At 40.2% G+C, this 12,569-nt stretch carries 10 protein-coding genes; 9 read left to right on the plus strand and 1 reads right to left on the minus strand.

Features of this window, described 5'->3' with window-relative positions; genetic code table 11:
* Positions 1-404 precede the first annotated feature (404 nt).
* The 9 genes from ACFFAP_RS28765 to ACFFAP_RS28805 all read left to right on the plus strand — a co-directional run bounded on the left by ACFFAP_RS28765 (position 405) and on the right by ACFFAP_RS28805 (position 11,788).
* Positions 405-1,217: an SDR family oxidoreductase gene (locus tag ACFFAP_RS28765; RefSeq protein ID WP_375514431.1), complete on the plus strand. Its 813-nt coding sequence runs from the start codon at positions 405-407 to the stop codon at positions 1,215-1,217.
* A gap of 149 nt (positions 1,218-1,366) precedes the next feature.
* Entirely contained in the window at positions 1,367-3,505 is a 2,139-nt protein-coding gene (locus ACFFAP_RS28770; protein ID WP_375514432.1) for a glycogen debranching N-terminal domain-containing protein, read from the plus strand.
* 173 nt (positions 3,506-3,678) lie between these two features.
* Positions 3,679-4,770 (plus strand): permease, encoded by a 1,092-nt coding sequence (locus tag ACFFAP_RS28775; protein ID WP_375514433.1) that lies wholly within the window; start codon positions 3,679-3,681, stop codon positions 4,768-4,770.
* An 18-nt stretch (positions 4,771-4,788) separates the two neighbouring features.
* Complete coding sequence (locus ACFFAP_RS28780; RefSeq protein ID WP_375514434.1) at positions 4,789-5,727, plus strand: cation diffusion facilitator family transporter; 939 nt, start codon at positions 4,789-4,791, stop codon at positions 5,725-5,727.
* 49 nt (positions 5,728-5,776) lie between these two features.
* Complete coding sequence (locus ACFFAP_RS28785) at positions 5,777-8,173, plus strand: glycoside hydrolase family 15 protein (protein WP_375514435.1); 2,397 nt, start codon at positions 5,777-5,779, stop codon at positions 8,171-8,173.
* Positions 8,174-8,228: 55 nt separating this feature from the next.
* Positions 8,229-8,687 carry a cupin domain-containing protein gene (locus ACFFAP_RS28790; RefSeq protein WP_375514436.1) on the plus strand — a complete coding sequence of 153 codons (459 nt, stop codon included), beginning with the start codon at positions 8,229-8,231 and terminating at the stop codon, positions 8,685-8,687.
* A 201-nt stretch (positions 8,688-8,888) separates the two neighbouring features.
* Positions 8,889-9,188, plus strand: a complete 300-nt coding sequence (locus ACFFAP_RS28795) for a hypothetical protein (RefSeq protein WP_375514437.1) — start codon at positions 8,889-8,891, stop codon at positions 9,186-9,188.
* Positions 9,189-9,958: 770 nt separating this feature from the next.
* Positions 9,959-10,855 carry an NAD(P)H-binding protein gene (locus ACFFAP_RS28800; RefSeq protein WP_375505894.1) on the plus strand — a complete coding sequence of 299 codons (897 nt, stop codon included), beginning with the start codon at positions 9,959-9,961 and terminating at the stop codon, positions 10,853-10,855.
* A gap of 12 nt (positions 10,856-10,867) precedes the next feature.
* Entirely contained in the window at positions 10,868-11,788 is a 921-nt protein-coding gene (locus tag ACFFAP_RS28805; protein WP_375514438.1) for a helix-turn-helix domain-containing protein, read from the plus strand.
* Positions 11,789-12,382: 594 nt separating this feature from the next.
* On the opposite strand, the gene ACFFAP_RS28810 is transcribed toward ACFFAP_RS28805, so the two are convergent.
* Positions 12,383-12,569 (minus strand): hypothetical protein (locus ACFFAP_RS28810; RefSeq protein WP_375514439.1); only part of this gene is annotated, 187 nt, incomplete at its 5' end.

Raw genomic sequence — 12,569 nt, forward strand, 5'->3', positions numbered from 1 at the left:
TTAGATAAATTATGATTCAATGTTTAGCTAAATTTCTGTATTCCCCAATTTTATCAATAAATGTAGATGGGAAAATAAATTTATTATCTTTTACTTTAGAAAAACACACAACTGACTTCATTATTTAAAGATTTCATCCAATAATGAAATCGTTATGAAATTGTTCTAGTTCTTTTGATAGAGATATTTATTATTCCAATGGCTAGAAGCGTTTATTCTTGCAAACGTCTAAAGTGATGCCAGAATCAGAAAAATATCTCTACATAAGTAGAATATGTAGTTTAGTATAAAAAGTTCAACATAGGACATCTGGCTTCAATTTGGATTCAATCAGAAGTTTTCTATATTAGCTGTTCTCAAACTTTGCAAATGAAAATACATAGCAAAAATTCTCAAAAATTATTATGAGTTATTCCCCTTATCTGCTTAAAGGTCAAAAAGCACTTGTAACAGGTGGTAGTTCTGGCATTGGTGAAGCGATCGCTCGCTATTTGGCTGCATCAGGTGCAGCAGTAGCTATCAACTATCATTCGGAAGCTGAATCAGCCCAAAAAATTGTTGATGATATCAAAGCTGCTAATGGAGAAGCATTCGCTATTCAAGCCGATGTCAGCAAAGAAGACCAAGTAAAGGCAATGTTCAGCCAAACCCTTAAACAATTTGGCACTATTGATATTTTAGTAAGTAATGCAGGTATTCAAAAAGACTCAGCATTTATAGATATGACCCTCGATCAATGGAATGCAGTTATTGGGCTAAATTTGACGGGACAATTCTTATGTGCTAGGGAAGCTGCAAAAGAATTTTTGCGGCGAGGGGTGAAGCCTGATATTTCATGTGCGGCAGGTAAGATTATTTGTATGAGTTCCGTACATCAGGTAATTCCTTGGGCTGGTCATGTTAATTATGCTACTAGTAAGGGTGGTATTAATATGATGATGCAAAGTATTGCCCAAGAACTTGCCCCACACAAAATTCGTGTTAATAGTATTGCTCCTGGTGCAATCAAAACCCCAATTAACAAATCAGCTTGGGATACCCCACAAGCAGAGGCGAAGTTACTACAATTGATTCCAGCAAAACGTGTGGGTGATGTAGAAGACATTGCTAAAGCAGCAGTTTGGTTGGCTTCTGATGACTCTGATTATGTCAACGGTACAACACTGTTTGTAGATGGTGGTATGACTTTGTATCCAGGTTTTACAGAGAATGGTTAAGATAATTCGTAATTCGTAATTCGTAATGATGTTTACGGACTTGCTAACGTAATTAAGTTTTGTAATTGGGATTTAAAAAGAGCCACACCACAAAACTTGGCGCTTTTTGGAAGCGGGGAAATTAAAACCACAGAATTGGTTAATTGAGAATGCCTACAAAAGTTACTGTCAATTCGGGTTTGATAACCATCAACGATGGTTCCTCTTTTTTAGTAACGGCTAGTGATGGTTCTATCGACGAAAATTTACCTCAAGGTTTTTTTGTTTGGGACACACGGCTAATTTCTTACTACGAAATTTCTCTCAATCGCTGCCGACTTTCGCTGTTAGCCTCTAGCAATATGACTCATCATAATGCGCTTTACCAATTTACTAATCCGCAACTTCCTATTATCAACGACTCTTTACCTCCTGGTAGTTTGCTTGTAACGGTTCGGCGCGACATTGTGGAAGGTATGCATGAAGATATTGATATAACTAACTATCACAGTAAAGCTGTTGAGTTTCAATTAATGCTAGCTATACGCTCTGATTTTGCAGATATTTTTGATGTCAAATCACAGCAAATATTGACGCGAGGTGAGACACAAACCAAATGGGAAAATGGTGTACTCACCACTGAATATCACAACGGCTCTTTCTTGCGAGGTATTGTAATTGAGCCAGTTTGTGGTAATAATGAGCCACGCTATGCCAATGGTCGTTTAATGTTTGATGTGACGATCGCTCCTGGCAAGACATGGCACACTTGTGTCAATTTTACAGCCTTAGCCGATGGAAATGTTTTCAAACCTCAAAACACATGCGCTGTGCCTCACAGTACAAAAGCGGGAAAGGTTAGGGATGAATTTCTGACTAATGCGACAAAATTGCGATCGTCTAATGCTGAAATTGCCGAATACTATCAGCAAGCGATCGCGGATATGGGAGCGCTACGCATTGATGTGGATGATAATGGACATAAATTTTGGATGCCTGCTGCTGGTATTCCCTGGTTTGTTGCTGTTTTTGGACGTGACTCAATAATTGCTAGCTTGCAAGCGATCGCAGTTTATCATGGATTTGCCCGTGGCACGTTACTCAAACTAGCTCAACTCCAAGCAACTGAGTTGGATGATTGGCACGATGCCCAACCGGGCAAAATGCTGCACGAAATGCGCCGCGATGAGTTAACTACATTAAACCTACTTCCATATCATCCCTACTACGGAACAGTAGATACTACCATCCTTTGGATTGTTACTTTAGCTGAAGCCTATAACTGGAACGCCGATGTCAGTATGCTTGATGAGTGTCGAGCGCCACTCGAAAAGGCACTAAATTGGATTGACAAATACGGCGACTTTGACGGCGATGGCTTTGTTGAGTATTTAACTCATTCGTCAAAAGGATTACGCAATCAAGGTTGGAAAGATTCAGGTGATGCAATAGTTTACCCCGATGGACAATTAGTTGAGCCGCCAATCGCTTTGTGTGAAGTACAAGGTTACGTTTATGACGCTTGGCAAAGAGCAGCCTTAATTTATGAGGTGTGGGGCGAAAAAGAACAAGCCAAAAAGCTGCGTCAAAAAGCCGAAGAACTTTATCAACGATTTAACGATCGCTTTTGGATGGATTCAGTTGGCTTTTACTGTTTAGGATTAGATGATAAAAAGCAGCAGATTCAATCAATTACCTCAAATCCTGGTCATCTGCTCTGGTCTGGTATTGTCCCAGAGGAACGAGCAAAAAAACTTGTTAACCGACTTTTTCAACCAGATATGTGGTGTGGTTGGGGTGTGCGGACTCTTTCATCTGAAAATCAGGCATATAACCCAATTAGTTATCAACGAGGTAGTGTATGGCCTCACGACAACTCCATAATTGCCGCCGGATTAAAGCGATATGGCTATCACCAAGAAGCTAACCGCATTGCTGAGGGTATCTTTGCTGCTGCTAGTTATTTTCAAGCTGGACGAATGCCAGAATTGTTTGCGGGAATTGAACGTCAAGATGATAACTTTCCAGTCCCATACCCAGACGCTAACATACCCCAAGCTTGGGCTGCTGGTTCAATTTTATTCCTCATTCGTACCATCTTAGGACTCAAAGCTGATGCTTCCAAACAACAGTTAAAAGTACAGCCGAATCTACCAGATTGCTTACCCGATTTAGAACTCACAAATTTGTCAGTAGGAGACGCTACAGTGGGATTGCGATTTTGGCGCAATGGCGAACAAACCCAATGGGAAGTTACCCATCTTGATGGTGAATTAGAAATTTCTACAACAAATTACAAATTGGTCTAAAACTGTTCTGATAATTGATAAAAATGAACACTATAAACCCTTTTAGCGACCCCATAAATGGAATTTTCCTAGCACTCAGCATGACATTTTCTATGTTCTGGGAAATTTTTTGGGCACTCATTCTTGGTTTTACACTATCAGGGATTGTTCAAGCGGTAATTTCCAAAGGGTAAATGAGCCGACTACTACCAGATGCGTCACCAAAATCGATCGCAGTAGCCTGTGGTTTGGGTGCAGCTTCATCGTCATGTTCTTATGCTTCTGTCGCCCTTGCCCGTTCAATCTTTCGCAAAGGTGGTAACTTTACAGCAGCGATCGCATTTCAGTTTGCCTCAACTAATTTAGTCATTGAACTAGGCATTATCTTGGCAGTATTAATGGGGTGGCAATTTACCCTGGCTGAGTATGTCGGCGGACTATTGATGATTGCCATATTAGTATTTCTGTTTAAAGTATTCCTAAAACCCCAGATGGTGAAATCAGCTAAACAGCAAGCGAATCAGGGACTTTCTGGCAAAATGGAAGGACACGCCAACATGGATATGTCGGTGACAGAAGGTTCAATTTGGCAAAGAATTTTTTCTGACAAAGGGTTTACAGCTATTAGCCACTACTTTGTCATGGACTGGGTTTCAGTATGGTTAGATATTGCACTGGGATTAGTAATTGGAGGTGCTTTGGCTGCTTGGGTATCCAATGACTTTTGGCAAGCATTCTTTCTCACAGATCACCCGATATGGTCGAAGTTCTGGGGGCCAATTATTGGGCCAATTGTAGCGATATTTACCTTTGTTTGTTCTGTGGGAAATGTTCCTCTAGCGGCTGTGCTGTGGAATGGAGGTATTAGCTTTGGAGGCGTAGTGGCATTTATTTTTGCCGACCTGATTATACTGCCAATTTTAAATATTTACCGCAAATATTACGGTTTAAAGGTTAGCATATTTTTAGCGATCACTTTCTATACAGCGATGGTAAGTGCGGCATTAATCGTTGAAGTTATATTCCAAATTTTGGGGTTAATACCACAAGAACACAACGCCAAAGTAGTTGAGGCATCTATGCAATTTAACTACACTACAGTATTGAATATTTTGTTTTTGGCTTTAGCAGCTTTCTTGGTTGCGCGGTTCTTCAAAACTGGCGGGCCGAATATGCTGAAAATGATGAATAACGACAGCGAACAAGAACATGGCGAACACCATAAAATGATGCATTATGCTTTGAGAAAGAGGAGAAAGAAATCTGTGATAAACTTACCTATTTAGAAGCTAATATTTACAATTATGGCAACTGATTCATCTAATAAAACAATCTTTGCGGCGATGGGATCTAATTTAGCGATCGCTATTACTAAATTTATCGCCGCCTCTATTACTGGCAGTTCCGCTATGATATCTGAAGGTATTCATTCTCTGGTAGATACTAGCGACCAATTATTACTTTTGCTAGGAATTAGTAGGAGCCAAAAACCAGCAGATGATAGCCATCCCTTTGGTTACGGACAAGAACTTTACTTCTGGACTTTCATTGTTGCTATCCTCATTTTTGCCATTGGTGGCGGGATGTCAATTTATGAAGGAATTACTCATTTAATTAACCCCAGTCCTTTAGAAGACCCAATGTGGAATTATATTGTGTTAAGTGTAGCAATATTATTGGAGGGTTATTCTTGGACTGTAGCTTTAAAAGAGTTTTTGCCGACTAAGGGTAAACAAAATTTTTGGCAAGCGATCAAAAATAGTAAAGACCCTACAGTAATTACAATATTGTTTGAAGATTCTGCTGCAATTTTAGGTTTATTAGTTGCCTTAATAGGAATTTTTTTAGGACATCTATTTAATAATGTTTATTTTGATGGCATTGCCTCGATTATGATTGGCATTATATTGGCGATAGTAGCAGTGGTACTAGCGAGAGAAAGTAAAGGATTATTAGTTGGTGAAAGTGCTAATCCTCAAACTATAGCTAATATCCGTTCTTTGTCAAAAACAGAACCAGGAGTGCAAGAAGTTATCCGGGTGCTTACAATGCAACTTGCTCCCCAGGAAGTATTGCTCAACTTAGAAATTCAATTTTCTAAAAAATTGACAGGTGAGGAGATAGCATTAACTGTAGAAAGTTTAGAAGCAAAAATTAGCCAAAAGCATCCTGAGATTAAACAAATTTTTATTGAAGCTAAATCCTTAGCTGCTGCTCGAAAAACGTCTCAAATTTCTCAATAAATTTTAATCAAATAAATATCAATTACAGCACTAAACGGCACAACAAATTATGAGAAAAATTCTTGGTCAAGGACAGGCTTTCGGCTCACCGGGTATTGAGCCTCGATGGACTCATGCGAATAAAGATGGAGTTGGAACAGCTTACTCTACCTCTAGTAACATTTGGTTTACTATCTGGAATGGTGTTGTTACTGAAATCTACCATCCCACAGTAGACAGTCCTCAAGTTCGGGATTTGCAGTATTTAATTTCTGATGGAAAAAGCTTTTTTCACGAAGAGAAACGCCATCTGGAATCAAAAGTTGAACCGATGTGGACTCATGGTTTAGGGTATCGCATCACTAATTCCGATCCACAAGGGCGTTATGCTGTAATCAAAGAAGTGATTGCCGATCCGCATTTATCCTGTATTTTACAACACACCAAGTTAACAGGAGATAGCGACTTTATTTCTCAACTCCAGCTATACGCTTTGTGTGCACCACATCTGGAAGTTGGAGGTAGAGGTAATAATGGTTACGCTGTAGAAGTTGCTGGACATCGGGTTCTCACAGCCGAGAAAGGAGGAACATGGTTAGCGATGGCTGCAACAATTCCTTTTACCCGTCTTTCTTGTGGCTACGTCGGTGAAAGTGACGGTTGGACAGATTTAGCTGATAATTTTCAGATGGATTGGGAGTTTGACAGTGCTGTAGATGGCAACCTGGCACTAACTGGAAAACTAAATCTAAATCCTAGTAAAGAGTTTACTTTAGGGTTAGCATTTGGCACAAACCTGCACAACGCAATTTCCACACTATTTCAGTCACTCAATATTCCTTTTGAAAAGCAGAAACAGCTATATAACGAACAGTGGAAGCGATCGCGCGACACCATCCATTCATTAGAAGATAGTTCTTATGATGATGGGAACTTATATCACAACAGCATTAGTCTGTTGTTGGCGCATGAAGATAAAACCTATCCTGGCGCATTAATTGCATCTCTGGCTATCCCTTGGGGTGAAGCCAAAGACGACGAAGATCAAGGAGGATATCACCTTGTCTGGACGCGGGATATGGTTAGTAGTGTATCAGGTTTAGTGGCTGCTGGTGAGACAGAAACAGCAGTGCGATCGCTAATTTATCTCGCTACGAGTCAGCAGGAAGATGGCGGGTTTCCCCAAAATTTCTGGGTTGATGGTAAACCTTATTGGACAGGTATCCAGCTTGACGAGGTGGCATTTCCCATTCTGTTAGCATGGCTATTGCACCAACAGAAAACTTGTTTAAACTTTGATATTTATCCGATGATTTTACGGGCGGCGGGTTATTTAATTCGTCACGGCCCAGCTACCCAACAAGAACGCTGGGAAGAAAATAGTGGTTATTCACCATCAACATTAGCATCTAATATTGCCGCCTTAATTTGTGCTGCTCAATTTGTTCGTGAACGTGGCGATGAAGTAACAGCAAACTTTATCGAAGAATACGCTGATTTTTTAGAATCTCACATCGAAGCTTGGACAGTTACTACTGAAGGAACTTTAGTTTCTGGAATCAAACGCCATTATATTCGGATTACTCCTACAGATATTAATAATGCTCAATCCAACGAAAATCCTAACCAAGGCACTCTTTTCATCAGCAGTCAACCTCCTGGTGAACCAGCAGAATTTCCCGCTAAGGAAATTGTTGATGGCGGGTTTTTACAATTAGTACGCTATGGAATTCGCAAACCTGATGACCCGATTATTGTTGATTCTGTCAAAGTAATTGATGCGGTTTTAAAAGTAGATACACCTGTTGGGCCTTGTTGGCATCGTTACAACCACGACGGTTACGGCCAGCAAGAAGACGGCAGTCCTTATACTGGTTATGGTAAGGGACGCGCTTGGCCTCTCTTAACAGGAGAACGGGCACATTATGAATTAGCTGTTGGCGGCGATATCAAAACATATATTAAGGCGATGGAAGGATTTGCATCAGATACTTGTTTACTACCCGAACAGGTTTGGGATGAAGCAGATACACCTGAAAACCATCTGGATTTAGGAAAACCAACAGGTTCCGCAATGCCTTTGATGTGGGCGCACTCGGAGTATATCAAGATGTTGCGGTCAAATCATGATGGTCAGGTATTTGATTTGATTCCAGAGGTAGCCAATCGATATCTAGGCGAAAGAAAAGAGTGTAAATCGTTAGAAATTTGGAAGTTTAACCGACAAATAAACAAAGTTAAAAAAGGTTATACACTACGAATTCACGCTTTAGCATCTTTTCAATTGCATTGGTCAGATGATAATTGGCAAACCGTAAAAAACACACCTGCTACTTATACAAAATTAGGAGTAAATTTTGTAGATATCTCTATTTCTGATAATCAGCAACAGCCAATCAACTTTACCTTTTTCTGGATTGAAAGCAGCAAGTGGGAAGGACATAATTATACAGTTAGAATTTCGTAATTCCTAATTTCTAATTCGCCTTGCAATACATTTCGGAGCAAAAAGAGCCATTATTATGCAGAATAACTCATCACCCAAACCAACAATTGAATACTGGCACGTCTGGACTGACGACGACGGTATAAGTCACCAATCCCGTTGTCAAATTGAAGACTTCATGGAAAAAGGCATAGCCCCGGATACCTCACCGCAGTGGCTTTCTAATTTGAAGCAGTCCGGTGCTACAATCACCTTTTCTGTGCTACCCGTGGGATGGGTTGGTAACTGGCATGAGAACCCGAAACCCCAGTGGATCATACCTTTGTCGGGACGCTGGTTTGTGGAGACTATGGACGGACAGCGAGTCGAGATGGGGGAAGGCGAAATTTCCTTTGGAGAAGATCAGGGTACGAAAGCAGACGCGCAAGGTCATAAGGGTCACTTATCGGGAACAGTAGGCGATGCGCCAGCTGTTCTAATAATGGTGCAATTTGAAGAGACTCCGACTGTAGACCAATCCTGTCGATTTAGGTAAGTGAGTTAGTAGCGATCGCTAGCAGTGCGTTAGTATACTCTTTTGGTGAAGTAAACTATGCATAGCCTGTCGCGCCAGCATCAGCCTGTTAAAAAGCTAGTACATCACAGCGTAAATATATCATTTTTTTCCTGAAATATAAACCTCATAATTTAGGAGTATTCAGTTATAGGAGGTTGTACAACACAACTTAATTTTTCTATGGAAGAATCCTTGCCCATTACTATTCTGATCAGTGCAACAGTTGTGGCTGGTATTGCTGCTCAAGTTTTAGCTGGTTATTTTCACATTCCTAGTATAGTCTTGCTACTTCTGTTTGGGATTCTTCTGGGACGAGATGGTTTTGATTTTTTAAATCCATCTTTACTGGGGATTGGTTTTCGACCGGAATACCATTTTTCGTCGTTAATAACTGAACCCGAACACCATAAAAGTATCGTTTCTTGGATGCTATGTAACCCGGAGGCGGAGCGTCTCCGGCTCCGCTCGATACTCTTCTGAGTTGATTAACTTGACATTAAAGATACGGATATTGTCACAAATTGGTACAGGAAAGGAGTCTAAAAGATATTCAGTACAATCACTAATTTCTTTTCAGATCATTCCCATTTGATGAAACAAGTCATTAATCAGCATTGAGATACCGTGTATTCGTCGATTAAACCGTGACTTTTCTAACATATCCGGTATCAAATTATGGTCTTTCAGATAGCTGCAAGCTTTGCTATGATTGCCATTAAAAAACATTGCCGCGCAAACTGCCGTAGTTATAATTTCTGCATCGCTCATATCTCGACGGCAATCATCTTCATGCCCAACCGCCTTCTCTTCGAGACGCTACGCGAACAGCAAGTCATCAATGATAGCATAGACAGTAATTATTTCGTTTAGCATCTTCCCCTCCGTTTTTATTCCTGGAGGGGATTTTATTGCCTTTTTGACACCAGTTCACCAGTCTGATTTTATAACTGGCAACTTGGGTTAATATGTGAAAAGCAAGCTCTAATTTAGGGTATTGCCTATTCCCCTTTTCTGAATGAAAGGATTAGTAGAATTGCAGTTGTGCGAACCATGACTCTGATTTGCCTTAAGAAATCTGGAACACACCCAATGACTCAGTACACTTTGCGGCCTGACCCTAGTTAAGCAGCAAAATTCTACATTTTGGATACAATTACCGATAATTCGGCTAACTTTAAAGATCAAAAATTACTTACCATAAATAGAGAAATTCAAATTTCAATTTAGAAATAGTTTGTGAGTAAATATTTATGAAAGTTATAGTGACAGGTTCTTTAGGAAATATTAGTAAACCACTGACACAAGAGTTAGTGAAAAAAGGGCATCAGGTGACAGTTATCAGCAGCAAAGCCGAAAGGCAGAAAGATATTGAAGCGAATGGCGCAAAAGCTGCCGTTGGCACAATGGAAGACGCTGGCTTTCTATCAGCGACTTTTAAAGGCGCAGATGTCGTTTATGTGATGGAATCGCTTGCCCCCGATGCTTTCTTCGACCCGAATGTTGATGTGATCGCGGCTATCACCGAGATTGGCAAAAACTACAAACAAGCCATTGAACAATCGGGTGTAAAACGTGTCGTGCATCTGAGCAGCATCGGTGCTGACAAAGGAGTTGGCTTGCTCCGGTTTCATTACAATGTCGAAAATATTTTAACAGAGCTGCCGGAAGAGGTCTTTATTAAATTCGTGCGCCCAGTCGGTTTTTACACTTACATGTATACCTTTATCCAAACCATCAAATCACAAGGCGCGATTGTCGGCAACTATCGCGGCGATGAAAAAGAACCGTGGGTCTCCCCTTTAGATATTGCTGCCGTGATTGCCGAAGAAATTGAAAAACCTTTTAATGGTAAAGAAATTCGTTATATTGCAAGCGATGAAGTTTCGCCAAACGAAATCGCCGAAATTCTGGGCGAAGCCATCGGAAATTCCGATCTGAAATGGCTGGAAATTTCTGACGAACAATTTTTAAATGGTCTATTGGAATCAGGAATGAACCCGCAAACTGCACAGGGTTTTGTGGAAATGAATGCCGCTAGGCGTGGAGGCAGATTGTATGAAGACTATTTCCGCCATAGACCAATATTGGGTAAAGTAAAGCTGAAAGATTTTGCGAAAGATTTCGCGGTTGCTTATAACCAGCAATAATTACATTTCGATATGACAAACACACAACCGCGTAGATTTAAAACGATCGCCGAATATCATCGGATGCTGGAGCTTCCTAAACCTGAGCATCCTTTAATCAGCGTGATTAATTTAGAATCCATTAAATATTTGCCTCACCAAGAATTAATAAATCTTGTCTTTGATTTCTACGCAATCGCGCTCAAAAGAACACCTAACACTAAATATAAATACGGTCAGCAGGAGTATAATTTTGATGAAGGCGTAATGTTTTTTATGTCGCCTGGTCAGGTTTTCGGAGTGGAGATTGATAAAGATGCAGCATCAAAGCGTAGGGGATGGTCACTACTAATCCATCCCGACTTTTTATGGAATACATCGCTAGCCAAAACGATCAAGCGATATCAGTATTTCAACTATTCGGTCAATGAAGCTTTGCACCTCTCGGAAAAAGAAGAAGCAATCATAAACGATATTATCGAAAATATGGAGCAGGAATATCGTTACAATATTGATAACTTTAGTCAGGATGTGATTGTTTCACAACTTGAATTACTGCTTAATTATTCAAACAGATTTTATCATCGGCAATTTATCACCCGCAAAAAAGCGAGCAGTGATTTGCTGGTGAAACTGGAGGATTTATTAAACGAGTATTTTGACAGACAAAATGAATTACAATCGGGAATTCCAACCGTCAAGTATATTGCCGATAAATTAAACGTATCGCTGAATTATTTAAGTGATATGTTAAGAACGCTGACGGGACAAAACGCCCAACAGCATATCCACAATAAATTAATCGAAAAAGCCAAAGAAGCGTTATCCACAACATCGCTTTCAGTCAGCGAAATCGCTTATCGGCTCGGTTTTGAACATCCGCAGTCGTTTAATAAATTATTTAAGAATAAGACAAGCGTCTCGCCACTCGAATTTAGAAACTCGTTTAGTTAGACTGTCACAAATAAATCAAAACTCGCTTACAGTATTCGTAATTTTATTCTGACGGTGCGCCGATACTGAAAATGTCAATCGTGTATTGGCTAGAAGTGCAATTTTAGACGATGTACTTCTTGAATTACGCGACTCTCATGAAAAACATCGTTGCAACGCCCTTGAACACAACGAACCACAAACGTTGCTCTACAGAGTCTTGAGGCTATTTTGGTACAGTTGACCAAGAATCATTCTTGAAGCGATCGCAGTTTTTAATTAAGCAGGCTATCAGCCCAAGGACTGTTGAGCAATTTCACTTATACCAATTCTCCATGAAGATGCACTAAATTAATAGAGGTAGAAGCAGGGGTGCATAAATACTGTCCGTTCGCTCAATTTTGAGGGGTGAGAGATAATTATGTCTTGCACAGCTTGGAATGTAGCTGATAGAGAGACTCAGGCATTTTCATTAACGAAAGAATCTGTCTTTGAAGATCGTTTATGGGGGTAACGAAGATAGTAAAATCTGGGAGAAAGTAAAGAGTAAGGTTACAAAAAGCCCTAAGCATTTGTTCAGCAGATGGACGAGCAGTTTCGCGCTTAGGATTACCATCATAAAGACCAGCCAAAGATTTTTGAGTTTCCTGCATTGCCTGCCGCACAACAAATTCCATGAGTGTAAACACCCGCAAAGCCAGGTTTAACAAGAACATCAAGCCGATAATTCGGTCTTGATTCTGGAAATAAATAACCCAAGTTGCCAGTTACAAAATCAGACTGGTGAACTGGTGTCAAAAAG

The organism is uncultured Nostoc sp. (assembly GCF_964245575.1).
In the GTDB taxonomy this organism is placed as follows: Bacteria; Cyanobacteriota; Cyanobacteriia; order Cyanobacteriales; family Nostocaceae; genus Nostoc.